Source organism: Micromonospora sp. SL1-18 (assembly GCF_047921505.1).
GTDB lineage: Bacteria > Actinomycetota > Actinomycetes > Mycobacteriales > Micromonosporaceae > Micromonospora.
This window is the reverse complement of record NZ_JBLROA010000007.1, coordinates 1-25,008: the sequence shown is the minus strand read 5'-3', so window position 1 is coordinate 25,008 and position 25,008 is coordinate 1. Positions and strand designations below refer to the sequence as shown.

The following is a 25,008-nucleotide window of genomic DNA, read 5'->3' as shown; positions in this document are numbered from 1 at the left end:
GCCCCGTCACACCGGTGGTGGCGGGGCCGTCGTCGTGCCCGCCCGTACCACCCGGCACGGCGACCTGCTCGCCACGAACGGGGAGTGATCGGGTAGGACTGTGCACATGGCTCTGCATGTGCGCGGTGTGCTCCTGCCGGACGACGAGGTCCGGGATCTCTGGCTGATCGGCGACCGGGTCACCTTCGAGCCGGTGCCGGGCGCGGAGACCGTCGCCGACGGCGGCTTCGTGCTCCCCGGCCTGACCGACGCCCACTGCCACATCGGCATCGCCCGGGGCGGCGCCCCGATCACCTCCCTCGACCAGGCCCGGGAGCAGGCCCGTATCGACCGGGACGCCGGGGTGCTGGCCATCCGGGACGCCGGCTCGCCGTACCCGTACCCGGAGCTCGACGACGACCCGGAGCTGCCGCGACTGGCCCGCGCCGGCCGGCACGTCGCGCCACCGAAGCGCTATCTGCGGGACATCGGGGTGGAGGTCGGCGCGGCCGAGGTGGCCGCGGTGGTGGCCGAGCAGGCCGCCGCCGGCAACGGCTGGGTCAAGCTGGTCGGCGACTGGATCGACCGTGGCGTGGGCGACCTCGCGCCGGCCTGGGACGCCGACACCATGACCGCCGCCGTCGCCACCGCGCACGCCGCCGGAGTACGCGCCGCGGTTCACACGTTCTCCGAGTCAGCCGTGGAGATCATGGTCCGGGCCGGGGTGGACTCGGTGGAGCACGGCACCGGCCTCAGCCTCGACCTGATCGACCTGATGGCCCGCCAGGGCACCGCGCTGATCCCCACGATGATCAACATTCAGACCTTCGGTCACATCGCCGACCAGGCCCGCTCGAAGTTCCCGGGGTACGCCGACCACATGGTCGCCCTGCGTGACCGCTTCCCCGACGTCGTCCGGGCCGCGTACGAGGCGGGCGTACCGATCTACGTCGGCACCGACGCGGGCGGGGGCATCAACCACGGGCTGGCCGCCGAGGAGATGCTGCTGCTGCACGAGCGGGCCGGCCTGTCCACCGAGGATGTTCTCGCCGCCGCCTCCTGGCGCGCCCGGGAGTGGCTCGGCTTCCCCGGCCTGGTCGAGGGCGGCCTCGCCGACCTGGTCGTCTATCCCGAGGATCCGCGCCGCGACCTCCGGGTGGTCCGCACCCCGTCCCGCATCGTCCTCCGCGGCCGCATCCTCCGCTGACCGCGGGCGACACGGCGGGTGCGGGCTCCCGGGCGCGCCGAGGGCGGGGGCGGGGCATAGGATGTGCGGTCATGGCACGCGTGCTCACTCCCCGTGCGGAGGATTTCCCCCGCTGGTACCAGGACCTGATCGCCAAGGCCAAGCTGGCCGACAACGGCCCGGTGCGGGGCACCATGGTCATCCGACCGGCGGGCTACGCCATCTGGGAGCGGATGCAGGCCGAGATGGACGCCCGGATCAAGGCGGCTGGCGCGGAGAACGCGTACTTCCCGCTCTTCATCCCGGAGAGCTACCTCAAGCGCGAGGCCGAGCACGTCGAGGGCTTCTCGCCGGAGCTGGCGGTGGTCACCCACGGTGGCGGCAAGCAGCTCGCCGAGCCGGTGGTGGTACGACCCACCAGCGAGACGGTGATCGGCGAGTTCATGGCCAAGTGGGTCGACTCGTACCGGGACCTGCCGCTGCTGCTCAACCAGTGGGCGAACGTGGTCCGCTGGGAGCTGCGCCCCCGGATCTTCCTGCGTACCAGCGAGTTCCTCTGGCAGGAGGGGCACACCGCGCACGCCACCCGCGAGGACGCCCGCGCCTACGCCCGCCGGATCCTGCACGAGGCGTACGAGGACCTGATGGTCAACGTGCTCGGCATCCCGGTGGTGGTCGGCCTGAAGACCGCCCGCGAGCGGTTCGCCGGCGCGACCGCCACCTACACCTGCGAAGGCATGATGGGCGACGGCAAGGCGCTCCAGCTGGGCACCAGCCACGAGCTGGGCCAGAACTTCGCCAAGGCGTTCGACATCAGCTTCTCCTCGGCCGAGGGTGGCCGGGAACTCGCCTGGACCACCTCCTGGGGCACCTCGACCCGGATGCTCGGCGGTCTGATCATGTGCCACGGCGACGACAACGGCCTGCGGGTGCCGCCGAAGCTGGCGCCGGTCCAGGCGTACGTGATGATCGTCAAGGACGGCGAGGGCGTCAGTGAGGCGGCGGCCAAGCTCCGCGACGCGCTGCGCGACGCCGGGATCCGGGTCGCGCTGGACGACCGGACCGACACCGCGTTCGGCCGCCGGGCGGTCGACGCTGAACTGCGCGGCTACCCGATCCGCGTCGAGGTCGGCCCCCGCGACCTGGTCGCCGGCAACGCGGTGGTGGTCCGGCGTACGGACGGCTCGAAGGCCGCGACGCCGCTGGCCGACGTGGTCGGCGCGGTCCTCGCCGCGCTCGAGGCCGACCAGCAGGCGCTGCACGACCAGGCGCTCGCGGTCCGGCAGTCCCGCACCACCGACGTCGCCACCCTGGCCGAGGCGATCGAGGTGGCGGCCACCGGCTGGGCCCGGGTGCCGTGGGCGGCGGTCGGCGTCGAGGGTGAGGCCGAGGCGAACGGCCAGGGCGTCACCGTCCGCTGCCTGCTCCGGGCCGACGGCTCGGTGCCGGATTCCGAGGACGAGCCCGACCTGGTCGCCATCCTCGCCCGCGCCTACTGAGAGGTAAGGAAGGGCCCCTTCTTAACGCCTTCGGTAGAGGAGGGGCCCCCTACTAACAGCCTGGGGTGGTGACATGGGCTTCGAGCCAGGCCGGTTGATCATGCACCGGAACGTGCGGCGCGGCCGGATCGGTTGGGTGCGGCCAGCGCGGGTGGTCCTCGACGACGAGCGGGGCCTGCTGCTCTGGGTCGCCCGGGACACCCCGGTCGCGCACGAGGTCACCGAGGCGGGGCTGGGCATGCGGGCGATGCCCTTCGCCGAGTGGATCACGTCGCACCACCGGCTGGCGCAGGGGCTGTGGACCGGGCCGCCAGTGCTGAAGTTCCTGCCGACCGGCGCGGCCCACTCCGTCTGGTGGTTCCGCGACGGCGAGGGCGGGTTCCGCAACTGGTACGTCAACCTGGAGGAGCCCGGCGTCCGCTGGGACGACGGCGCGGTGGCCGGGGTCGACATGGTGGACCAGGACCTCGACGTGGTGGTGCACCCGGACCTCGGCTGGGAGTGGAAGGACGAGGACGAGTTCGTCGAGCGCCTCGACTTCCCGGACCACTACTGGGTGGCCGACGAGAAGGCGGTCCGCGCCGAGGGGGAGCGGGTGATCCGCATCGCCGAGGCCGGGGAGTTCCCCTTCGACGGCACCTGGTGCGACTTCACTCCGCCGGCCGACTGGGACGTACCGGATGAGCTGCCGCCCGGTTGGGACCGGCCGCCGGTCCGTTGAGCGTGTCGTTCGTCACGACGAGGCTGACCCGGGTGACCTGTCCGGGTCCGGTGTGAGAGATCCGGGTGGGATCTGGCAGAATGGGTCGCTGGTATCCGGCGCGCGTCCGGCGCCCTCTAACCCGGGCGCGTCGCCAGTTGACCGAGCAGTCTCCGGCCCAACCCCACTGTGCCGGTCGGCGCTCACCCGCCACACCGCCCCTACCGGGCCGGTGAGATCGCAACAGGAGCGAAACAACTGTGGCCGTAAAGATCCGGCTCCTGCGGATGGGCAAGATCCGCAACCCGCAGTACCGCATCGTCGTCGCCGACTCGCGTACCAAGCGCGACGGCCGGGCGATCGAGTTCGTCGGTGTGTACCAGCCGAAGGAGGACCCTTCGGTGATCGAGGTCAGGTCGGAGCGGGTCCAGTACTGGCTGTCCGTCGGCGCGCAGCCGAGCGAGGCGGTGCAGCGCCTGCTGGAGCTGACCGGTGACTGGCAGAAGTTCAAGGGCCTGCCGGCGCCGGCGCCGCTGAAGGTCGCCCCGGAGCGGGCCGACCGCAAGGCGGCGTACGAGGCCGAGGCGAAGGCCGCCGCCGGCGTGGCGGAGACCCCGGCCAAGCCGGCCAAGAAGGCCGCGAAGCCGGAAGCCGCGAAGCCGGAGGCCGAGGCGCCGAAGGCCGAGGAGCAGACCGGTGCCGAGTCCGGCGAGCAGGCCTGACATGGCGCTGCGTCCCGCCCTGGAGCACCTGGTCAAGGGGATCGTCGACCACCCGGACGACGTCCGGGTGCGGCTGGTCGACTCCCGCCGGGGCAAGCGGCTCGAGGTCCGCGTGCACCCGGAGGACCTCGGCACGGTGATCGGGCGGTCCGGCCGGACCGCCAAGGCGCTGCGCCAGGTGATCGGCTCCATCGGCGGGCGCGGGGTACGCGTCGACATCGTCGACTCGTACTGATGCTTCTCGTCGTCGGCAGGATCGGCAAGCCGCACGGGATCCGCGGTGAGGTCACCGTGGAGGTGCGGACCGACGAGCCCGAAGCACGTTTCGCCCCCGGTATGGTGCTGCGCACCATGCCGGGGGCGGTCGCGCCCGCAGCGGCCGGGGCCTACCAGGTGCCGGCGAAGCTGACCGTCGAGTCCGCGCGCTGGCACCAGGGCCGAATGCTGGTTGCCTTCGAGGGCGTGCTGGACCGCGACGTCGCCGAGGCGCTGCGCGGCACCCTGGTCGGGGTGGACAGCGCGGACGTCGCGCCGCCGGAGGACCCGGAGGAGTTCCACGATCATCAGCTGGTCGGCCTCGCCGTGGTGACCTCGGCCGGTGAGCGGCTGGGCGAGGTGGCCCGGATCGACCACGCCCCCGCCTCCGACATGCTGGTGTTGCGGCGCCCCGAGGGCCGTACCGCGCTGATCCCGTTCGTCAAGGCGATCGTGCCCGAGGTGGATCTCGCCGGTGGGCGAGTCGTCGTCGACCCGCCCGGTGGCCTGCTCGACCTTTAATTGGAGTCAGCCCCCAATGCGCGTCGACATCGTGTCGATCTTTCCCGAGTACTTCGCCCCGCTGGACCTGTCGCTGGTCGGCAAGGCGCGGGCGAACGGCACCCTGCGGCTGGCCGTACACGATCTGCGGACCTGGACGCACGACGTGCACCGCACGGTCGACGACACGCCCTACGGCGGCGGGCCCGGCATGGTGATGCGGCCGGAACCCTGGGGTGCGGCCCTGGACGCCCTTGCGCCGGTGGAGGCACCCCCGCCTCGGCTGCTGGTGCCGTCGCCGGCCGGCGCCCGGTTCACCCAGGCCATGGCGCACGAGCTGGCCGCCGAGCCGCACCTGCTTTTCGCCTGCGGCCGGTACGAGGGCATCGACCAGCGGGTGCTCGACCACGCGGCGACCCGGATGCGGGTGACCGAGGTCTCCCTCGGCGACTACGTGCTCTTCGGCGGCGAGGTGGCCGTGCTGGTGATCCTGGAGGCGGTCACCCGGCTGCTGCCCGGTGTGCTCGGCAACGCCGGCTCGCTGGATGAGGAGTCGCACGCCCACGGGCTGCTGGAGGCACCGATGTACACCAAGCCGGCGAGCTGGCGCGGGCACGAGGTGCCGGAGGTGCTCCGTTCCGGCGATCACGGGAAGATCGCCCGCTGGCGGCGCGACGAGTCGCTGCTGCGTACCGCCGCCCGCCGCCCCGACATGCTCGCCGCGGTGCCGCCGGAGAGCCTGGACAAGCGGGACCGGGCGGCGTTGGACCGGGGTGGATTTCAGCTGCCGCCGGGGGATGTGGCAAAGTAGGGGGGTTGCCGCATCTGTCCACGCCGTGGGCGGCTGCGAGGGCCCTCGATCGGGGTTGGCATCGCCGGCCACCACCCGGGGGTCAGTATCACCCATTCGCGCATCGACTGACGATGCGCCGTGAGCCTCACGAGGACGCAGCGATGAACATCCTGGACGCCCTTGACGCCCAGTCGAAGCGTGTCGACATCCCCGACTTCCGCGCCGGTGACACCGTCAAGGTGCACGCGCGGGTCGTCGAGGGAAACCGGTCCCGGGTCCAGATCTTCCAGGGCGTCGTCATCCGCCGCCAGGGTGACGGTCTGCGCGAGACCTTCTCGGTCCGCAAGGTCAGCTTCGGTGTGGGTGTGGAGCGGACCTACCCGGTGAACAGCCCGGCGATCGACCGGATCGAGGTCGTGACCCGCGGTGACGTGCGGCGCGCCAAGCTCTACTACCTGCGCGAGCTGCGCGGCAAGAAGGCCAAGATCAAGGAGCTGCGCGAGAAGCAGCCGGCGAGCTGAATTCTCGTTCGCCACACCGCCTGACCCGCGCGGATGTCGTATCGATCGGAGCGCATTACCCTGGTCGTACGGGCGCAGGGGAACGGCGCGCCGCGCTCGCGCGCGACGGCACAACGGTCCACTACCGCCCGTGGGGTCTCTGGCGAGACTCCCGGGCGGTAGTGTCGTTTCCGCGGACCGGAGAGTGGCATGGTGCAGATGCTTGACGAGGACGGCACCGTTGACCCGTGGCGCCGGCGGACTCGGCGTTCCCGCCGGCCGATGCCCCTCTGGCAGGAGTTGCCCCTGCTCCTGGTCGTCGCCTTCGGCCTGGCGGTGCTGATCCGCACCTTCCTGCTCCAGGCGTTCTTCATCCCCTCCGGCTCGATGGAGAACACTCTCCTCATCGGCGACCGGGTGCTGGTCAACAAGGTCGTCTACGACGTCCGCGATCCGGCCCGGGGCGAGATTGTGGTCTTCCGGGGCACCGACAAGTGGGTGGCCCAGGAGGCGCCGGCGCCGCCGACCAACTTCGCCGGCCAGGTCGGCCGCACCCTCGGCGACCTGGTGGGGATCAGCCGCCCCGGCGAGAAGGACTTCATCAAGCGGGTCATCGGCGTACCGGGCGATCGGATCTGGTGCTGCGACGAGGGCCGGGTCGTGGTCAACGGGGTGCCCCTGGACGAGCGGGCGTACGTGTCGGAGGACTCGCCGGACAAGCTGCCCCCGAACCCGAAGGAGTGCCGCTCCCGGCAGTTCACCGAGGTGGTCGTGCCGCCGGGGCAGATCTTCGTGATGGGCGACCACCGGCTGGTCTCCCAGGACGCCCGGTGCCAGGGCCCGGTGCCGATCGACAACGTGGTCGGTCGGGCCTTCATGATCGTGTGGCCGTCGCAGCGGTGGACCAGCCTGTCCGTCCCGCGGGCCTTCGCCGGCCTGCCGCAACCCGAAGCGGCGCCGGCCCGCCCGGTCCCGGTGGATTCCGACCCGGTGGGCGGTGTGGTCCTGGTCATCCCGGTCACGGCCGCAGTCTCGGTTCTCGCGCGTTCGGGGCGACCGCGTCGTACCCGGCAACGTAGGCTCCTCCCGTGATCGACGAGCAGACCGAAAAGCCGCGTAGCTCCTTCTGGAAGGAGCTGCCCATCCTCCTGGGCGTGGCGATCCTGGTAGCAGTGCTGGTACGTGCCTTCGTGCTGCAGACCTTCTTCATCCCGTCCCCGTCCATGGAGAACACTCTCAAGATCGATGATCGGGTGCTGGTCAACAAACTGGTCTACGATTTCCGCTCGCCGCACCGGGGCGAGGTGATCGTCTTCAAGGCCCCCACCTCGTGGAGCGGCAACCCCGCCGGCGAGGACTTCATCAAGCGGGTGATCGGCGTCGGCGGCGACCACGTGGTCTGCTGCGATCGCAGCGGCCCGGAGGAGCGGCTGATCATCAACGGCAAGCCGATCGACGAGCCGTTCATCTTCCCCGGCAACAAGCCGGCCAGCCAGGATTTCGACGTCACCGTGCCGCAGAGGCGGCTCTGGGTGATGGGCGACCACCGGGAGGCCTCCGGCGACTCCCTCGAGCACTGGCAGCAGTCCCGCGAGGACATCAACGAGGCCACCATCCCCGAGGATCAGGTGGTCGGCCGGGCCTTCACGATCTTCTGGCCGCCCAACCGGGCGACCTGGCTCACCGTGCCGAAGCAGTTCGACGGTATCCCCAATCCCTGACGGCGGAGGGCGTGGGCGTTCGTCGGACGCGTCTGGCAGGCTGAGGCGGTGAGCGTCTACACCCCTCGCCGCGCGGCCCGTGTGCTGCTCGTCGACGCGTCCGACCGGGTGCTGCTCTTCGCCGGCACCGACCCGGGTCGGCCGGGGCACGCCTACTGGTTCACCCCGGGCGGCGGCCTGAATCCCGGGGAGAGCCCTGCCGAGGGTGCCGCCCGCGAACTGGCCGAGGAGACCGGGCTGCGGCTGGCCCCGGCCGAGCTGGGCGCGCGGGTCTGGTCCGAGACGATCGAGTTCCCGTTCGACGGCGTCTGGTATCGCCAGGAGCAGGAGTTCTTCCTGTTCCGGGTGCCCGCCTGGGAGGTCGACACGGCGGGGTTCGACGAGATCGAGCGGGCCAGCGTCTCCGGCCACCGGTGGTGGTCGGCGGCGGAGTTGGTCGCGACCGCCGAGCGCTATTACCCGCCGGACCTGCCGGAGCGGCTCACCCGCGCGCTCGCCGGGAGTGCCCCGTGCTGACGCCCCCGCGCACCGTGGTGCGCCGCGACGGCGGCCTCTACGCCCTGGAGCGGGCCCTGCAACGGCGGGGCTTCCGGCACGTGGCCGGCGCCGACGAGGCCGGCCGGGGGGCCTGTGCCGGCCCGCTGGTGGCCGCCGCTGCGGTGCTGCCCGAGGGGCGGCGCGGCGAGATCGAGGGGCTGGCCGACTCCAAGCTGCTCACCCCGGCCAGCCGGGAGCGGATCCACGACGAGGTGGTGGCGCGGGCTCTGGCGTACGCGGTGGTGGTCATCCCCGCCGACGAGGTCGACGCGCGCGGGCTGCACGTGTGCAACCTGGCGGCGATGCGCCGCGCGCTGGCCTCGCTGACCACCCGCCCCGAGTACGTGCTGACCGACGGCTTCGGCGTCGACGGTCTGGACGTGCCGGGGCTGGCGGTCTGGAAGGGGGACCGGGTGGCCGCCTGCGTGGCGGCGGCAAGCGTGCTGGCCAAGGTCACCCGGGATCGGATCATGGTCGACCTGGACGAGCGGTACCCGGGCTACGGTTTCGCCGAGCACAAGGGCTACATCACGCCCGAGCACACCGCCGCGCTGCGGGAGCTCGGGCCGTGCCGGGAGCACCGCTTCTCGTACGTGAACGTGGCCACCGTCTCCGGGCGCGACGGTCAGCCGCCGCGCTCCCGGCGCCCGGCGGCCGGCGGCCCGGAGGACGCGCTTTTCGGTGACCTGGGCGAGCCGCGCTTCGGCGGCCCGGGCGACACGCTCCTCGGCGGGCCGGGCGACGCGCTCCTCGGCGGCCCGGACGAGCCGATGGAGCGCTCCGGCGCGTCAGGGGGTACCGTCGGCGTGGCGTTGGGCGAGCAGCCGCGACCTCCGGCGCCGGTGGGGGAAGATGTGGTCATGGAAGGCGGAGAGCGATGAGCGCCGAAGATCTCGAAAAGTACGAGACCGAGATGGAGCTGCAGCTCTACCGGGAGTACCGCGACATTGTCCGCCAGTTCTCCTACGTGGTGGAGACCGAGCGCCGCTTCTACCTGGCCAATCAGGTCGACCTGCACGTGCGTAACTCTGACGGCGAGGTCTACTTCGAGGTCGAGATGCACGACGCGTGGGTGTGGGACATGTACCGCCCTGCCCGGTTCGTCAAGAATGTCCGCGTAATGACGTTCAAGGACGTCAATGTGGAAGAGCTGGAAAAGCCGGACATCTCGCTTCCCGCAGATTCTGGATTCGGCGGCTGACCCGGCCGGGCGGCGGGACAGCCCGGCAGGCCGCCCGCCGCCCGCGGCGGATCACTCCGCCGGCACCACCACCTCGACCCGCTGCACCAGGTTGTTCGCGAAGCCACCCCGGTTCCACGGCTGCTCGACCGGCTGGGTCCGCCCCGAGGCGTCCGTCGCCCGGGCACCCAGCACGTGGCGCCCCGGCGTCGGGTGCCACTCGACGTGCCAGCGCCGCCAGGCCCACGCACCGCCGGCCGGCTCGTCGAGGGTCGCCGGCACCCAGGTCGTACCGCCGTCGAAGGTCACCTCCACGGCTGTGACCGGCGCGTACCCCGACCAGGCCCGGCCGTCCACCGTGCACGGCCCTGGCCGCAGCACCCGCGTACGCGACATGAAGTCCGGGAAGCCCGGCGGGCGCACCAGGGCGCGGGGCTCGATCCGGGTCACCGGCACACCCGGATCGTCGGCGTCCTGCCGCAGCCGGTACGCCACCGCGTTCTGGTAGCCCTCGAACGACTCGGTCAGCACCCGGATGCTCCGCAGCCACTTCACGTGCGCCATGCCGTACCAGCCGGGCACGATCAGCCGCAGCGGCGCACCGTGCTGCGGCAGCAGGGGAGCGCCGTTCATCTCGTACGCGAGCAGCACCTCCTCGCGTAACGCGTCCGCGACCGGCAGCGCCCGCTGGTAGTCCTGCTCCACGCCGCGCTCGACCCCGTGATCGGCACCGGTGAAGACCACGTCCACGGCGTCGGCCGCGAGCCCGGCCTCGCGCAGCAGCGGCGCCAGCGGGGTGCCGGTCCACTCGGCGTTGCCGACCGCCTCCACCAGCCAGGGCTGGCTGACCGGGCGGGGGTGCAGCAGCGCCCGGCCGTTGCCGGCGCACTCGAGCGTCACCCGGTGGGTGACCCGGGGCCGCTCCCGCAGCGCGGCCAGGTCGAGACCGAGCGGCCGCTCCACCGCGCCGTCGACGGTCAGCGTGTGCGCCGCCGGGTCGACGTCCGGGATGTCGTAGTGGATGAGCAGGTAGTGCAGGCCGGCCGGGGTGACGTCGTAGCGGAGCGCCTCCAGGGGGATCCCGTGGTTGCGCGCGGCCAGTTGGAGTTCCTCGGCGCTGATCGCCTCGTCCGGCCCGGCGACCCGGGAGGGTCGGCTGATGTCGTCCACAGTGGTCATGGTGCTCCCTCGGGCTGGTCAGGGATGGGTGCGGCGGTCGTAGCCGACGAACTGGAACATCGTCACGCCGGGCGGCAGCGGGCGGGGCGTCCCGGTGAACCGGTGCACCCCGATGCCGACCCCGTCGGCCGGGCTGCTCACCGCGACCGGGGTGAAGCCCTCCTCGGCGAACCAGGCGCAGATGGTGGGGACCAGGTCGGGTTCGCGCCGGTGCCGGGTCCAGAAGACCGTGCCGCCGGTGGCGCAGAGCGCGGCGCAGTGCCGGACGGTGGCCCGCACGTCCTCGTCGACGATGTTGCCGAACACCCCGCAGACCAGGACCAGGTCCGCCGGCACGAGATCGGCGTGCCGGTCGGTGAGCGCGGCGTCGTCGACCACCACCTCGACCCCGGTGAGTCCGGCCTCGGCGGCGGCCTTGCGGGCCACCTCGGCGTTGCGCGGGTCCAGCTCGACGAGGCGGGCGGTGACATCGTCCCGCCGGGGATGGGCGGCGAGCACCGGGATCAGGTCGTGCCCCTGGCCGGCGCAGAGGCTGACCGCCCGCAGCGGGCCTGCGGGCGCCTGGTCCAACGCCTGCCGGATCCGTTCCCGCACCTCGGCGAGGCGCCGGGACAGGGCCGAGCCGGACCGGTCGTAGTCGGCGTGCCAGGCGTACCAGTCCCTCGTCACGCGGTCAGCATAGGCGTCGCGCCCGTATCAGATCATTTCCGTGCACGGGGGCCGTCCACAGCCGGGCCGTCATCCACAGTGCCCGGCTCCGGCGGTGGCCGGCACCCGGTTCTCGACGGCAGGGTGTACGGCATGTCGTTCCTGCTGCGACGGGCCCTGCCGGCCCTCGGCCTCCTGCTGCTGGTCGTCCCGGTCGCCGTCCGGCCCGGCTCGGCCGTGGCCGCTGCCCACGCCGCCGGCCCCCGGCCTCCGGCCGATCCGGTGGCGGGCCGGTGGGTGTCCACCGACCCGCCCGGCGCCGCGCGGTTCGGCTGGCCGCTGGCCGGCACACCCCGACCGGTACGCCGGTTCGACCCGCCGCCGCAGCCGTGGCTGCCCGGCCATCGGGGCGTCGACCTGGCCGCCGTCCCGGGCGTCGAGGTCCGCGCCGCCGGCACCGGGACCGTGCTCTTCGCGGGCATGGTGGCCGGGCGCCCGGTGGTGACCGTCGGGCACGCCGACGGGTTGCGCACCACCTACGAACCGGTACGCCCCGGGCTGCAGGTCGGCGCGCAGGTCGCGGCCGGCACGCCGATCGGCGCTCTCCTCGCCGGTCACCCCGGTTGCCCGGCCGAGGCGTGCCTGCACTGGGGGCTGCGCCGGGGCGAGGAGTACCTGGACCCGCTCGCCCTGCTTGGCCTCGGCGCGGTGCGCCTGCTCCCGGTCGACGCCCCGGCCGCTGACGCCGCTCAGCCCTGGGCGAGCAGCGTGGGGAGGCGGACGGCCAACCGGTCGTACTCGTCCGCGGTGTTGTAGACCTGGCCGCAGAGACGCAGCCAGCCCCGTCCGTTCCAGGCCGCCACCGCCACCGCGGCGGCGAGCCGGTCCCCGATCCGGGCCTGCAGCGCCCGCGCCGCGTCCAGCGTCGTGGCGACGCCGGGCGGCAGCGGGATGAGTCGCATGGCCACCATCGGCCCGCCGGGCTCCGGCAGGTGGGACGGCGCCACCGCGAGCGCGTCCCCGACCACCCGCTGCCCGTACGCGGCCAGCGCGGCGTTGTGCGCGCGTACCCGGTCCAGGCCGAGGTTGCGCAGGGTGAACAGGCCCACCGGGGCGGCCAGCCACGGTGTGTAGTCCAGCGTCGCCTGCCACTCGACCCGGGTGGGGAAGCCGGTGTCCTGCTCCCACGACACGACCAGCGGTTGGATCCGCTCCCGCCACGGCTCGGCAACCACCAGCGCGGCGGTGCCCCGCGGCGCGTACGCCCACTTGTGCAGGTTGCCGACCCAGAAGTCGGCGCCGATCGACGCCACTGTGGCCGGCAGCATGCCCGGCGCGTGCGCCCCGTCGACCAGCACCGGCACCCCATGCTCCCGGGCCACCCCGACGATCGCCGCCGTCGGGAAGAGCCGGGCGGTGGGCGAGGTGATCTGGTCGACGATCAGCAGTCGGGTACGCCCCGGACGCAACCCGGACCGGACGATCTCGACCACCTCCTCGTCGGTGGCGTTCAGCGGCACCGGCAGCGTCCGGGATACCGCCCCGGTCCGCCGGCACTCCCGCGCCACCGAGAAGGCGACCGCCCCGTACCCGTGATCGGTGGTCAGCACCTCCTCGCCGGGCCGCAGTCCGAGCGACTGGAGCACCACCGCCGCGCCGGTGGTCGCGTTGCCCACCAGCGCGGTGCCGTCCGGGTCGGCCCCGAGGAACGTGGCGAGGTGCCGCCGGGTGTGGGCGATCCGCTCGACCAGACCCTGGGTGAAGAAGCGGAGAGGATTCGCCTCCATCTCGTCACGCAGGCGTTGCTGGGCCCGCTGCACACCGATCGGGACCGCGCCGAACGATCCATGGTTGAGGTGGCTGACCGACGGGTCGAGTGAGAAGAGCAGCCGAGCCCCGGGGATGGGCTCGGGCGGCTGCGGGACCGTCATTCGCTGATCGTAGCCGCCGTGGATCATCAACTCGCGGTTCTTCCGCCCCGGTTCAAGCTCGCGGGTGTGCCTGCCGGTATGCCGCCCGCAGCCGCTCTACCGACACGTGCGTGTAGATCTGGGTGCTGGCCAGCGAGGAGTGGCCGAGCAACTCCTGCACGGCGCGCAGGTCCGCGCCGCCTTCCAGCAGGTGGGTGGCCGCGGAGTGCCGCAGCGCGTGCGGAGTCGTGCGGGGCAGGCCGACGGTCTCGGCGTACCCGGCGACGATCCGACGGGCCGTGGTCGGGTTGAGCCGCCCGCCCCGGGCGCCGAGCAGCAGCGCCGCCCCCGATCCGCGGCCGGCCAGGGCGGGCCTGCCCCGGCCCAGCCAGGCGTCCAGCGCGCGCTGCGCCGGCACCCCGTACGGCACCGCCCGTTCCCGCCCGCCCTTGCCCAGGACCCGGACCACGCGGCGAGCGTGGTCGACATCGGCGACGTCCAGCCCGCACGCCTCGCTGATCCGTACGCCGGTGCCGTACAACAGTTCGAGCAGCACCCGATCCCGTAGCAGCACGGCGTCATCGGTGCCGGCCTGGTTCGCCGCCTGCCCGGTGGCCTGGCGCGGGGCGTCCATCAGGGCGGCGGCCTGGTCGGCACGCAGGACCGTGGGCAGCTCCCGGTGCGCCCGGGGACTGGCCAACGGGCCCGCCACGTCGGTGGTGAGCAGGCCGGCCCGGTGCGCCCACGCGCTGAACGTGCGGGCGGAGGCAGCCCGGCGGGCCAGCGACGTGCGTGCCGCACCCATCGTCCGCTGCTTCGCCAACCAGCTCCGCAGCACGGACAGGTCCAGCTCCGACGGGTCGGCGCAGCCCAACCGTACGGCGTGGTCGAGCAGGGAGACCAGGTCGGTCACGTACGCCCGCACCGTGTGCGCGGACCGGTTGCGTACCCCGGCCAGGTGCTCGGCGAACGCGTCCACCGCCTCCCGCATCTCCGGTGGCAGCGCCTCGTGAACCGTCCGGGTGCCGCGGCGCCGGGGAGGCATCTCGCGGCCGACGCGGATGCTGTGGTCGGCGGACACCCGCCCAGCCTACGGGCGCGACCGGCCAACAGCAGGCCACCGCATTGCCCTGACGCCGCGCCGCGTCACGCTCGGGTGCCCGTGACGCTGCCCTTGGCGGGTGGCGGCGCGAGGGCGTAGCCGTCGTCGCGGCGTACCACCAGGGCCAGCTCCTCCAACATGGACAGTTTGCGCATGGCGGTGCGCAGGTCCACCCCGGCGCGGGCCGCGACGGTGTCGAGGGGCAGTGCGCCGGGGTAGCACCTCCAGGACCTGCGTCGCCTCGTCGTCGAGCTGGTCGCGGAGCCGTTCGGGGGCCCGGACCGGTGGTGCCAGGTCGTCACCGATGCGCCCCACCTCCTCAAGTACGTGTGCGACGCCGGTGACCAGCCGAGCCTTGGATTCCTCGCGCAGCAGCTCGTGCGCGCCCACCGACATCGCCGAGGTGACCGGACCCGGCACCACCATCCCCGGCCGGCACACCCCGATCGCCCGGTTCAGGGTCTGGGTGGCGCCGCTGCGGGCTGCCGCCTCCACCAGCACCGTGCCAAGCGTGCCGGCCGTGTCCTCTTCGCGGGCTCCGGTCACAACCCGGTTCCGCACCCTCTGCCGCGGGAAGTCCCCGCCGGGGTGCGCCCGCCGGTTCCGTCAGCCTTTCCACGCAACATCGATAGTCGACGGATCGAAGTAAGAGCTTCCAGGTGCCCAGCCGCGCGGCCGGCCCTTCCGGGTTCGCTGGATGGTCACCGTCATCAGCGTGTCGACGACCGCGCGGCGCCGGTGCAGGTCGAGCCCTTCCCATGCCTCGCCCGGATCCGTGGCCCCGATCAGGCCGGCCAGTGCGTCACCACGGCCGGCGGCGGCCATCTGCTCGTCCACCTCGGCGAGCCGGGCGCGTAGCCGCTCGGAGCCCTCGCGCAGCTGTCGGACGTCGATAGCGCCATCGGCATACGCGGCGGCCAGCCCGTCGAGCCGCTCGCGTAGCGCCGTCGCGTCCAGTTGCAGCGCGCCGGCGTTGGGCCGGCCCGGTCCGGCGAGCAACTCGGCGACGTCCGGGCGGGACAGCCGCTCGACCACGACCGCGCCGACGTACACGTCAAGCTCTTCGGCGTTCCGGCTCACGCACTTGCCGGTCTTGCAGGTGTACGACGGCACCGATCGGCTACTGCTCGCGGCGAGCGTGGCGCGTACCGGGGTGCCGCACACGCCGCACAGCGCCAGCCCGGAAAGCAGCCACCGGCGGGCCGACGACCACTGCGTACGCCGTCCAGGGTGGGTCAGCACCGACACCAGCGCCCGCCACCGGTCTTCGTCGACGAGCGGCGGCCACGCGGCCGTCCCGACTACCTCTCCGCGATGCTCCCGCAGACCGGCGTTCCGGGGGCGTAGCAGCACCTTGCGTAGTTCGTTCGCTGTCCACGGGCGTCCGGTCGACGTGACCAGGCCGCGGGCGCTCATCTCGGCTGCCTGACCGCGCAAGCTGGCCCCGGACAGGATCGCGTCGGTGGCTTCAGCGAGCGCCCGCGCCTCGTCCGAACGCAGGCTGACGCCGTCTGCCTCGTACCCGTACGGGCGCCGGCCACCGCCCCACCGGCCATCTGCCGCGGCTTGCTGCTTCGCACGTTGCTGCCGCTCGACCTGGTGCTCAACCTCGTATTGGGCGACCGCGCCGAGTTGCCGCGCCACCATGCGCCCGCTGGGCGTGCTCAGGTCGAGCGGGCCGGCCTTGACGGTGTACGTGGGTACGCCGCGCGGCTCGCACGCCGAGATGTACTCCTCCAGCTCCGTCGGCGAGCGGTGTAGCCGGTCGGTATGCCAGGCCAGCACGGCGTCGATACGGGCGGCGGCGATGTCGTCGAGCATGCGCCGATAGGACGGGCGCGGCTTGCCGCTGTATGCGGATAGGTCGTTGTCGCTGTACACCTGCGCTACCGCCAGCCCGTGCCGCGCGGCCAATTCCCGGCAGTCGTCTGCCTGGCGGGCTACGCCAAGCCCGCCGCCCTCGCGGTCGCGGGAGATCCGGACATAGATAGCGGCTCGCGTCATGGCGCTGAGTATGGCATAGCTTGACGTTGGCCTGACCGAACACCGACCCGTACTTCGGCAGAGTGGCCGGGAGCAGGTTGAGGGTGATCCGGCGGTTCGACAACTTCTAGCCGGAGTTGACGATGGCCGCGCGGACCCGGTCCCGGGCCTCGTGCAGTGCCGTGTCGTGTCGGGCAGGGCCGGCGGCGGAGAGCCGTACCGCCAGGATGTCGAAGCGAAGCTCGTCGGCGGTGGTGCCCGTCTCGGCCAGCCAGCGGGCGGCGAGGCCTCGCAGCCGGCGCGCCTTCGCCGGCACGATCGCCTCCGCCGAGGTGCCGAAATCCTCCGTACGGCGGGTCTTCACCTCGCAGAAGGCGAGCACCGCGCCCTCCCAGGCGATGAGGTCGATCTCCCCGTCGGGGCAGCGCCAGTTCCGGGCGACCGGGCGCAGCCCCGCCTCGATCAGGTGCCGGACGGCGCACCGTTCCCCGTACGCGCCGACGGCCTGGTTCCGCTTCGTCATGCCAGTCACCGTGCGCGCCGGGCGGCGCGCGGTGGGGCCGCGCCCGGCGCCCTGTGGACGACGGAGCGCCCTGTGGACGGGCGGACGATCATGCTCCGGCTGTGCTAATGGGCGGGCGCATGGCGCGCACGGTGCCGGTCGCATACGGTGCCGGTCCGCGCCGCTGGCCGTCGGGGAGCGGCCCGCCGCGTCCGCGACCGAGGCGGTGGGCGGCCCGGTACCGCACCCGCTGGACAGGTCGACCGGCCCCGCCGTCGGTGATGATCCACTCCCGCTGCGGCATGTGGTGGTATCCGAGGCACCGGAAACCGCCACCTAGCGCAAAGCGGACTGGGTGCGGCTGTGCCTGCACCCCAGGACCGGCGTACGGGGGAAGGGCGTACACTGGTCGACTGGCGACCGCCTCGCGCGGTCGACCTCGCGTGCCCTCTCCACGGACACCTCGTGGGGCGCCGGCCTCCCTGGTCCCGATCATGATCGGGTCCGCCACGGCTGGCGACCGGGCGCCAGGCCGCCCGGCCGCCGGTCGGGCGGGACAACCAGGGATCGCAAGGAGTTTTTCATCATGGCCGTCGTGACCATGCGTCAGCTGCTGGAGAGCGGTGTCCACTTCGGGCACCAGACCCGGCGCTGGAACCCGAAGATGAAGCGCTTCATCTTCACCGAGCGCAACGGTATCTACATCATCGACCTGCGCCAGACCCTCGACTACATCGAGAAGGCGTATGACTTTGTGCGCAACACCGTCGCCGAGGGTGGCAGCATCCTCTTCGTCGGCACCAAGAAGCAGGCCCAGGAGGCCATCTCCGAGCAGGCGACCCGGGTCGGCCAGCCGTACGTGAACCACCGCTGGCTCGGCGGCATGCTGACCAACTTCCAGACGGTGTACAAGCGGCTCCAGCGGATGAAGGAGCTGGAGGCCCTGGGTGACCTGAGCGGCACCGCCGCCGGTTACACCAAGAAGGAGACCCTGCAGCTCTCCCGCGAGAAGGTCAAGCTGTCCCGCACCCTCGGCGGTCTGCGGGACATGCAGAAGCTTCCGGCCGCGGTCTGGGTGGTCGACACCAAGAAGGAGCACATCGCCGTCGATGAGGCCCGCAAGCTGGGCATCCCGGTGATCGCCGTGCTCGACACCAACTGCGACCCGGACGAGGTCGACTTCCCGATCCCGGGCAACGACGACGCCATCCGCTCGGCCGAGCTGCTGACCAAGGTCGTCGCCTCCGCTGTCGCGGACGGCCTGATCGCCCGCTCCGGCCGCCGCCGTGGCACCGACGAGAAGCCCGAGCCGGGCCAGGTCGGCGCCGACGAGCCGCTGGCCGAGTGGGAGCGCGAGCTGCTCGAGGAGCCGAAGAAGGGCGACGAGCAGCCGGCGACCACCGCCGCGGAGTGATTGAGCCGTCGCGTCCCCACCGTCCGATTTTCCGGTCGGTGGGGCGCGGCGGGTCTCCCGGGCACAACCGGCCCGGATCCGGGTAACCGGCACCCAGACCATCCCACCGCAGTCTCAAGACCCGAAGAGAGAGTCATGTCCAACTTCACCGCCGCGGACGTCAAGAAGCTCCGCGACCTCACCGGCGCCGGCATGATGGACTGCAAGAAGGCGCTGACCGAGGCCGAGGGCGACTTCGACAAGGCCGTCGAGATCCTGCGTGTCAAGGGCGCCAAGGACGTCGGCAAGCGGGCCGGCCGTACCGCCGCCAACGGCCTCGTCGCGCACGCCGGCCAGGCGCTGCTCGAGCTCAACTGCGAGACCGACTTCGTCGCCAAGAACGAGGCCTTCATCGCGCTGGCCCAGCAGCTGGTCGAGCACGGCGTGGCCAGCGGTGTGAGCAATGCCGAGGAGCTGCTCGCCAGCACCATCGACGGCAAGAGCGTCGCTGATCTGGTCCAGGAGCAGTCCGCCAAGATCGGTGAGAAGCTGGTCCTCAACCGCTTCGGCAAGCTCGACGGCACCACCGCTGTCTACCTGCACCGCAAGAGCCAGGATCTGCCGCCGGCCGTCGGCGTGCTGGTGCAGTACACCGGCAAGAGCGACGAGGCCGCTGACGCGGACGCCCGCGGCGTGGCCATGCAGATCGCCGCCATGCGGCCGAGGTACCTCACCCGTGACGAGGTCCCGGCCGAGGTCGTCGAGTCGGAGCGGCGCGTCGCCGCGCAGACCGCCCGGGAGGAGAACAAGCCCGAGGCCGCGCTGCCGAAGATCGTCGAGGGCCGGGTCAACGCCTTCTTCAAGGACTTCGTCCTGCTGGAGCAGGCCGCGGTCGCCGACAACAAGAAGACGGTGAAGCAGGTGCTGGCCGAGGCCGGCATCGAGGCGACCGGCTTCCTGCGGTTCGAGGTCGGCCAGGCCTGAGCTGCCGCCTCGGGCGCAGGACGCGCTCGTGGCCAGGGAAACGTCGACGAGGAGGCCGCCGGTGTACGTGACGGGCACCGCGGCCTCCTCGTCGCATAAGGTCGGCAGCGGCAGATACGCGGTAGGCGGTACGCACACCCGGGTGCGCGACGGAAGGGGCGGGGCGGATGACGCAGGTTGTGAGTGACCGGAGCCTGGCGGCGGATGATCCGACCGCCCCACCACCCGGCCGGGCCCGCCGGGTGGTGCTGAAGCTCTCCGGCGAGGTCTTCGGTGGCGGCGCGATCGGTGTCGACCCGGACGTCGTGCAGGGCATCGCCCGGCAGATCGCCACCGTGGTCCGCCGCAGCGTGCAGGTCTCCGTGGTGGTCGGCGGCGGCAACTTCTTCCGTGGCGCCGAGCTGCAGAAGCGCGGCATGGACCGGGCTCGGGCCGACTACATGGGCATGCTCGGCACGGTGATGAACTGCCTCGCCCTCCAGGACTTCCTGGAGAAGGAGGGCATCGAGACCCGGGTGCAGAGCGCGATCACCATGGCCCAGGTCGCCGAGCCGTACATTCCGCTGCGGGCGATCCGGCATCTGGAGAAGGGCCGGGTGGTCATCTTCGGTGCCGGCGCCGGTATGCCTTACTTCTCCACCGACACGGTCGCCGCGCAGCGGGCGCTGGAGATCCGCGCCGACGTGGTGCTGATGAGCAAGAACGGCGTGGATGCGGTCTACACCGCCGACCCCCGGATCGACCCGACCGCGAGCAAGCTCGACTCGATCACCTTCTCCGAGGTGCTGCGCCGCAACCTGCGGGTGGCCGACGCCGCGGCGTTCAGCCTCTGCATGGAGAACGGCCTGCCGATGCTGGTCTTCGGCGCCCAGGGCGACGACACGATCGTCCGCGCCGTCGGCGGCGAGAAGATCGGCACCCTGATCACCGCCTGAGCGGCCCGCCGAGCCGCAGCGGCCCTCCGATTCGACAGCAGCACTCACGACGAGCAACAGAAGGAGGCGAGGAGACCGGTGATCGACGACACCCTCCTCGAGGCCGAGGAGAAGATGGAGCGTGCCATCGAGCACGCCAAGGAGGAGTTCGGCGGCATCCGCACCGGTCGCGCCAACGCCGCCATGTTCTCCCGGATCGTCATCGACTACTACGGCAGCCCGACGCCGCTGCCCCAGATGGCGTCCATCGCGGTCCCCGAGCCGCGCATGGTGATCATCAAGCCGTACGACAACTCGCAGCTGGGCGCCATGGAAAAGGCGATCCGCGACTCCGACCTCGGGGTGAATCCCAACAACGAGGGCAACCAGCTGCGCATCCTGCTCCCGCAGATGACCGAGGAGCGCCGCCGCGAGATGATCAAGGTTGCCCGGCACAAGGGCGAGGAAGCCAAGGTGGCCGTCCGCAACATCCGCCGCAAGGGCAAGGAAGAGCTGGACCGCCTGGTCAAGGACGGCGAGGTCGGCGAGGACGAGGGTCGGCGCGCCGAGAAGGAGCTGGACGACCTGACCCAGCGGTTCGTCGCCACCATCGACGAGCTGATCAAGCACAAGGAGAACGAGCTGCTCGAGGTTTGAACGGCCCGCCACCCGTCACGGCACCGGCGTGCCGCCGCCCGTTTACGACAACTCCAGCTCGGCGCGTCTGACGCGCGACCTGGAGCCGTCGCGGGCGGCGGGCCCGGTGCCGTCCTCGTCGGTGGCCATCGTCCCCCGTCCCGGATTCCCTGGTGCAGTAGGCTCGGCACGATTCCCGACCACCACGAGGTGAACGGCGGGGGTCTCCCGGCCGTCGGGTCGGTCAATCGCAACAGTCACGCCGGTAGGGGATGGTCTTGGTCTTGCGTCATGTGGTGGCTCTCGTACCGCTTCCGCTCGGTACGTGATGTCCCGCCCCGACCCCTACAGCGCCGCCGAGCCGCGCGGCTGGGACCAGCCAGCCCCGCTGCCGTGGCCCGAGACCGACCTCGAACCGCAGCCCTGGCACCGTCCGGGCCGCCCGGAGGCGTACGCGGAGTCGTCCGGCCGTACCCGCCCCGCCGCTGATCCCTACGCCCGGCCCTGGCCCGATGACGACCGGTCCGACGCGCCGCGCGACGGCCGGGGGTGCGAGGATCACCCGGGTCGTGGCCGGGACGGCCGGGGGTACGAGGACCATCCGGGTCGTGGCCGGGACGGTCGGGCGTACCGCGAGGCGGACCGCGGCTGGCGCGACCAGGCCGGCTACCGCGACGACCTGGGCCACGCGGATTCGGGCCGTGGCGAGCGCGACCACTGGGACGCCGGCCCGGCCTACCGCGACGAGCGCGACGGCTGGGATGCTCCGGCCTACCCCGAGCCGGGCGCGGGTCACCGGGACGATCCCCGCTACCGGGACGGGGGCCGCGACCCGCGGGACCGAGGCTACGACCAGCCGGTTCGGGGTGGCCGCCCTGACCTGCCGGACGACGAGTACCCCACTGCCCAGATCGCCCCGGTTCGGGACGAATCCACCGCGCAGCTCGCCGCGTTGCGGGACGAACCGACCGGCCAGTTGCCGACGGTAGGAACCGAGCCGGCGCCCGAGCGGCCCCCGGGCCGGCGTGGGCGGGGCCGTCGCCGGGCCAGCGTCGATCGGCCGGCGACCGCCCAGCCGGCGGCGAGCCGGGCGGGCCGCAACCTGCCGGCCGCGATCGGGGTCGGGCTGGCCCTCGGCGCGGCGATCGTGGTGCCGCTCATCTTCTACCCGCTGGCGTTCCTCGCCGTGATCGCCGCCGCGGTGGCGATCGGGACCTGGGAGATGGCCCGGGCGGTCCGTCGCGGCGGGGCTCACCCACCGCTGGTGCCGTTGATCGCCGGTGGCGTGATCACCGTCGGCTTGGGCTGGTTCGCCGGCCCGGACGCCCAGAGTCTCGGACTGCTGGTCACGGTGCTCGGCACGATGATCTGGCGGTTGGGCGACGGCCCTGGCAACTACCAGCGCGACCTGACCGCCGCCACCCTGATCGCGGTCTACGTGCCCTTCCTCGGCGGCTTCGCCGCCCTGCTCGCGGCCGCCCCCGACGACGGGCACCTGCGGGTGCTGGTCACCCTGGTCGCCGTGGTGCTCTCCGACACCGGCGGCTACGCGGCCGGCGTCGCCTTCGGCAAGCACCCGATGGCCCCCACGGTCAGCCCGAAGAAGTCCTGGGAGGGCTTCGCCGGGTCGGTGACCGCCGCCGCCGCGGGCAGCGCCCTGCTGCTCTGGCTGCTCTTCCACGTGGCCCCCTGGTGGGGCGCGCTGTTCGGGGTGGCGATCGCCTGCGCGGCGGTCCTCGGCGACCTTGCCGAGTCGATGATCAAGCGGGATCTCGGGGTCAAGGACATGAGCAACCTGCTCCCCGGGCACGGTGGCCTGATGGACCGGCTCGACTCGATCCTGTTCGCGGTGCCGACGGCGTACCTGCTGCTGGCGGTCCTGGTGCCGGGGGTGGGCTGAGGGATGGATCACGTGGGTGGGCGCGCATCCACCGGCCGGTCGGGTTCGATTCGGCCCCTACGGACGGGTGCGCCCCGCCTCAGGCGTGTCAGACTGGACGCGCCATGACGAGTCTCCCCCTGATCTCCGTAGACCCCGACGCCCGCGGTCGCCGGCCCGCGCTGCCGCCTCGCCACCTCGCCGACCTGGACCTGCCGGGCCGGCAGGCGCTCGTCGCCGAGCTGGGAGAGCCGACCTTCCGCGCCAAGCAGGTCTCCAACCACTACTTCGGCCGCCTGGTCCGCGACCCCGCCCGGATGACCGACCTGCCGGCGGCCACCCGGGAGCGGCTGGCCGGGGCGCTGCTGCCCACCCTGCTCACCCCGGTACGCGAGCTGGCCTGCGACGACGGCGCCACCCGCAAGGCCCTGTGGCGGCTGCACGACGGTTCGCTGGTGGAGAGCGTGCTGATGGGCTACCCGGATCGGGTCACCGTGTGCATCTCCAGCCAGGCCGGCTGCGGCATGGCCTGCCCGTTCTGTGCCACCGGCCAGGCCGGGCTGACCCGTAACCTGTCGACCGCGGAGATCGTCGACCAGGCCGTCTACCTCGCCGGGGTGGCAGCCTCGGGGGCGGTGGCCGGCTCCCCGCCGCGGCTGTCGCACGTCGTCTTCATGGGCATGGGCGAGCCGCTGGCCAACTATTCGCGGGTGGTCGCGGCGATCCGCCGGCTGGTCGCGCCGGCCCCGGAGGGGCTCGGCCTGTCCCAGCGGCACATCACCGTCTCCACGGTCGGCCTGGTACCGGCCATCCGCCGGCTGGCCAGCGAAGACCTCTCGGTGACCCTTGCGCTGTCGCTGCACGCCCCTGATGATGAGCTTCGCGACGAACTCGTGCCGGTGAACCAGCGCTGGAAGGTGTCCGAGGTGCTGGGCGCGGCGTGGGACTACGCGGCCACGACGGGGCGTCGCGTGTCAATCGAGTACGCGATGATCAAGGACGTGAACGACCAGCCGTGGAGAGCCGATCTGCTTGGGCGGCTGCTGGCCGGCAAGCTGGCCCACGTGAACCTCATCCCGCTCAACCCGACTCCGGGCAGCCGCTGGGACGCCAGCCCGAAGCCGGTCGAGCGGGAGTTCGTCCGGCGGTTGCGCGACGCCGGGGTGTCGACCACGGTGCGGGACACCCGGGGGCGCGAGATCGACGGCGCGTGTGGGCAGCTCGCCGCCGCCGTGGACAAAGACAGCGATCCACCGCGCGAAGCAACGGTGTGACCGGGCGTAGCGAACGAGACCAGGAGACATAGTGGCGAGTCAGGGTCAGCGTTTCCGGCGTAAGGCGCTTCGCCGGGGATACAAGGTCGACGAGGTGGACGCCTTCCTGGACCGGGTGGAGGCGACGCTCGCCGGTCAGCCGGTCGGCGCGCCCGTGGCCTCCCAGGAGGTCCACGACGTCGTCTTCAGGGTCCGGTTCAACGGCTACGACGAGTGGCAGGTCGACCTGCACCTCGACCGGGTGGAGCGGCAGTTGGCCGAGCTGGAGGAGCGCGGCGGCGCCCCGGGCGGGCGCGGTGCCGATCCCCGGATGGCCGACCGGCTCGGCCCGCCGATGCGCGACGACCGCGGCCTCTCGCCCGTGCCGCAGCCGTCGATGCCGCCCCGGCAGATGCCCGCGCCGCCCGGCCCGCCCGCCGACCGCTACGGCAGCCGCTACGACGACCCGGCCGCCGGCAGCCGCTATGACGAGCCGGTCGGTGGGCGCTACGACGACCCGGCCGGTGGGCGCTATGACGAGCCGGTCGGTGGGCGCTACGACGATCCGACCGGTGGGCGCTACGACGATCCGACCGCCGGCAGCCGCTATGACGAGCCGGCCGGTGGGCGCTACGACGACCCGGCCGGTGGGCGCTATGACGAGCCGACCGGGGCCTTCGCCGGGGGCTACGACGGCCCGCGCGGCGGGTACGACGTGCCCCGCGGCCCGGCCGGCCCCGGCCCGATGGGTCCCGGCGCCCCGATGGGTCCCGGCGCCCCGATGGGTCCCGGCGTCCCGATGGGTCCCGGCGTCCCGCCGTCGCGCAGCCTGCCCCCGGGCCCCAGCGGCTACGGCCCCGACGACCGGTTCGACGGTTTCGAGGCCGGCCGGCGTGGCCGTCCCGACATGACCGCCGAGATCCGGATGCCTGAGCGTGACCAGCGCGGCCGTGGCCCGGCCGGTCCGCCGTCCCTGCCCCAGCAGGGCTTCGGGGGGCCACCGCCGATGGCCGGCCCGCCCGTTGCGGGCCCGCCGATGGGCGGCCCGCCGA

26 protein-coding genes and 2 pseudogenes are annotated in these 25,008 nt (G+C 72.7%); 21 read left to right on the top strand and 7 right to left on the bottom strand.

What is annotated here, in order from left to right; genetic code table 11:
* Positions 1-106: 106 nt before the first annotated feature.
* The 13 genes and pseudogenes from ACNAW0_RS04765 to ACNAW0_RS04705 all read left to right on the top strand — a co-directional run bounded on the left by ACNAW0_RS04765 (position 107) and on the right by ACNAW0_RS04705 (position 9,594).
* Positions 107-1,186 carry an amidohydrolase family protein gene (locus ACNAW0_RS04765; protein WP_416286475.1) on the top strand — a complete coding sequence of 360 codons (1,080 nt, stop codon included), beginning with the start codon at positions 107-109 and terminating at the stop codon, positions 1,184-1,186.
* Positions 1,187-1,257: 71 nt separating this feature from the next.
* Positions 1,258-2,664 carry a proline--tRNA ligase gene (gene proS / locus ACNAW0_RS04760; protein WP_416286474.1) on the top strand — a complete coding sequence of 469 codons (1,407 nt, stop codon included), beginning with the start codon at positions 1,258-1,260 and terminating at the stop codon, positions 2,662-2,664.
* A 73-nt stretch (positions 2,665-2,737) separates the two neighbouring features.
* A complete protein-coding gene (locus ACNAW0_RS04755; RefSeq protein WP_416286473.1) occupies positions 2,738-3,385 on the top strand; it encodes a DUF402 domain-containing protein in 648 nt (215 codons plus the stop codon).
* A gap of 239 nt (positions 3,386-3,624) precedes the next feature.
* A complete protein-coding gene (gene rpsP, locus ACNAW0_RS04750; protein ID WP_416286472.1) occupies positions 3,625-4,086 on the top strand; it encodes a 30S ribosomal protein S16 in 462 nt (153 codons plus the stop codon).
* On the top strand, positions 4,061-4,321 hold the full coding sequence (locus ACNAW0_RS04745; protein WP_172836435.1) for an RNA-binding protein: 261 nt from the start codon (positions 4,061-4,063) through the stop codon (positions 4,319-4,321). The genes rpsP and ACNAW0_RS04745 overlap by 26 nt, the downstream gene beginning before the upstream one ends.
* On the top strand, positions 4,321-4,863 hold the full coding sequence (rimM, locus tag ACNAW0_RS04740; RefSeq protein WP_416286471.1) for a ribosome maturation factor RimM: 543 nt from the start codon (positions 4,321-4,323) through the stop codon (positions 4,861-4,863). Before ACNAW0_RS04745 ends, rimM begins: the two co-directional genes overlap by 1 nt.
* Before the next feature lie 16 nt (positions 4,864-4,879).
* Complete coding sequence (gene trmD, locus ACNAW0_RS04735) at positions 4,880-5,653, top strand: tRNA (guanosine(37)-N1)-methyltransferase TrmD (protein WP_416286470.1); 774 nt, start codon at positions 4,880-4,882, stop codon at positions 5,651-5,653.
* A gap of 143 nt (positions 5,654-5,796) precedes the next feature.
* Complete coding sequence (gene rplS / locus ACNAW0_RS04730; protein ID WP_357433696.1) at positions 5,797-6,156, top strand: 50S ribosomal protein L19; 360 nt, start codon at positions 5,797-5,799, stop codon at positions 6,154-6,156.
* A gap of 189 nt (positions 6,157-6,345) precedes the next feature.
* Positions 6,346-7,214: pseudogene (lepB, locus tag ACNAW0_RS04725) on the top strand (signal peptidase I).
* Positions 7,215-7,223: 9 nt separating this feature from the next.
* Positions 7,224-7,856 (top strand): signal peptidase I, encoded by a 633-nt coding sequence (lepB, locus tag ACNAW0_RS04720; protein ID WP_416286469.1) that lies wholly within the window; start codon positions 7,224-7,226, stop codon positions 7,854-7,856.
* A 48-nt stretch (positions 7,857-7,904) separates the two neighbouring features.
* Positions 7,905-8,372 (top strand): NUDIX hydrolase, encoded by a 468-nt coding sequence (locus ACNAW0_RS04715; RefSeq protein WP_416286468.1) that lies wholly within the window; start codon positions 7,905-7,907, stop codon positions 8,370-8,372.
* Positions 8,366-9,274 (top strand): ribonuclease HII, encoded by a 909-nt coding sequence (locus ACNAW0_RS04710; protein ID WP_416286467.1) that lies wholly within the window; start codon positions 8,366-8,368, stop codon positions 9,272-9,274. The genes ACNAW0_RS04715 and ACNAW0_RS04710 overlap by 7 nt, the downstream gene beginning before the upstream one ends.
* Positions 9,271-9,594: a DUF2469 domain-containing protein gene (locus ACNAW0_RS04705; RefSeq protein ID WP_007075222.1), complete on the top strand. Its 324-nt coding sequence runs from the start codon at positions 9,271-9,273 to the stop codon at positions 9,592-9,594. The genes ACNAW0_RS04710 and ACNAW0_RS04705 overlap by 4 nt, the downstream gene beginning before the upstream one ends.
* A 51-nt stretch (positions 9,595-9,645) precedes the next feature.
* Here ACNAW0_RS04705 and ACNAW0_RS04700 read toward each other — a convergent pair whose 3' ends face one another.
* The gene (locus tag ACNAW0_RS04700) at positions 9,646-10,752 is read right to left on the bottom strand and encodes a sulfite oxidase (protein ID WP_416286466.1); all 1,107 of its coding nucleotides are present in this window, start codon (positions 10,750-10,752) and stop codon (positions 9,646-9,648) included.
* A gap of 18 nt (positions 10,753-10,770) precedes the next feature.
* On the bottom strand, positions 10,771-11,421 hold the full coding sequence (locus ACNAW0_RS04695; protein WP_416286465.1) for a class I SAM-dependent methyltransferase: 651 nt from the start codon (positions 11,419-11,421) through the stop codon (positions 10,771-10,773).
* 132 nt (positions 11,422-11,553) lie between these two features.
* Between ACNAW0_RS04695 and ACNAW0_RS04690 the strand changes: the two genes are divergently transcribed.
* Positions 11,554-12,216: a murein hydrolase activator EnvC family protein gene (locus ACNAW0_RS04690; protein WP_416286464.1), complete on the top strand. Its 663-nt coding sequence runs from the start codon at positions 11,554-11,556 to the stop codon at positions 12,214-12,216.
* Here ACNAW0_RS04690 and ACNAW0_RS04685 read toward each other — a convergent pair.
* The 5 genes and pseudogenes from ACNAW0_RS04685 to ACNAW0_RS04665 form a co-directional block, all read right to left on the bottom strand.
* A complete protein-coding gene (locus ACNAW0_RS04685; RefSeq protein WP_416286463.1) occupies positions 12,150-13,331 on the bottom strand; it encodes an aminotransferase class V-fold PLP-dependent enzyme in 1,182 nt (393 codons plus the stop codon). The genes ACNAW0_RS04690 and ACNAW0_RS04685 overlap by 67 nt on opposite strands.
* Positions 13,332-13,383: 52 nt before the next feature.
* Complete coding sequence (locus ACNAW0_RS04680; protein WP_416286568.1) at positions 13,384-14,355, bottom strand: tyrosine recombinase XerC; 972 nt, start codon at positions 14,353-14,355, stop codon at positions 13,384-13,386.
* Between the two features lie 101 nt (positions 14,356-14,456).
* Positions 14,457-15,000, bottom strand: a pseudogene (locus ACNAW0_RS04675) (DNA-processing protein DprA); the annotation flags it as partial.
* A gap of 18 nt (positions 15,001-15,018) precedes the next feature.
* Positions 15,019-16,416, bottom strand: coding sequence for a recombinase family protein (locus ACNAW0_RS04670; protein ID WP_416286462.1), 1,398 nt, complete (start codon positions 16,414-16,416; stop codon positions 15,019-15,021).
* Between the two features lie 106 nt (positions 16,417-16,522).
* Complete coding sequence (locus tag ACNAW0_RS04665) at positions 16,523-16,918, bottom strand: YraN family protein (RefSeq protein WP_416286461.1); 396 nt, start codon at positions 16,916-16,918, stop codon at positions 16,523-16,525.
* A 565-nt stretch (positions 16,919-17,483) separates the two neighbouring features.
* Between ACNAW0_RS04665 and rpsB the strand changes: the two genes are divergently transcribed.
* The 7 genes from rpsB to ACNAW0_RS04630 all read left to right on the top strand — a co-directional run.
* Positions 17,484-18,311 carry a 30S ribosomal protein S2 gene (rpsB, locus tag ACNAW0_RS04660; RefSeq protein ID WP_416286460.1) on the top strand — a complete coding sequence of 276 codons (828 nt, stop codon included), beginning with the start codon at positions 17,484-17,486 and terminating at the stop codon, positions 18,309-18,311.
* A 135-nt stretch (positions 18,312-18,446) separates the two neighbouring features.
* Positions 18,447-19,274 (top strand): translation elongation factor Ts, encoded by an 828-nt coding sequence (gene tsf, locus ACNAW0_RS04655; protein WP_416286459.1) that lies wholly within the window; start codon positions 18,447-18,449, stop codon positions 19,272-19,274.
* Positions 19,275-19,441: 167 nt separating this feature from the next.
* Positions 19,442-20,209 carry a UMP kinase gene (gene pyrH / locus ACNAW0_RS04650; RefSeq protein ID WP_416286458.1) on the top strand — a complete coding sequence of 256 codons (768 nt, stop codon included), beginning with the start codon at positions 19,442-19,444 and terminating at the stop codon, positions 20,207-20,209.
* Positions 20,210-20,287: 78 nt separating this feature from the next.
* The gene (gene frr / locus ACNAW0_RS04645) at positions 20,288-20,845 is read left to right on the top strand and encodes a ribosome recycling factor (protein ID WP_416286457.1); all 558 of its coding nucleotides are present in this window, start codon (positions 20,288-20,290) and stop codon (positions 20,843-20,845) included.
* Positions 20,846-21,152: 307 nt separating this feature from the next.
* Positions 21,153-22,724: a phosphatidate cytidylyltransferase gene (locus tag ACNAW0_RS04640; RefSeq protein WP_416286567.1), complete on the top strand. Its 1,572-nt coding sequence runs from the start codon at positions 21,153-21,155 to the stop codon at positions 22,722-22,724.
* 104 nt (positions 22,725-22,828) lie between these two features.
* Positions 22,829-23,977, top strand: a complete 1,149-nt coding sequence (rlmN, locus tag ACNAW0_RS04635; protein WP_416286456.1) for a 23S rRNA (adenine(2503)-C(2))-methyltransferase RlmN — start codon at positions 22,829-22,831, stop codon at positions 23,975-23,977.
* Between the two features lie 31 nt (positions 23,978-24,008).
* On the top strand, positions 24,009-25,008 hold a 1,000-nt coding region (locus ACNAW0_RS04630), incomplete at its 3' end, for a DivIVA domain-containing protein (protein ID WP_416286455.1).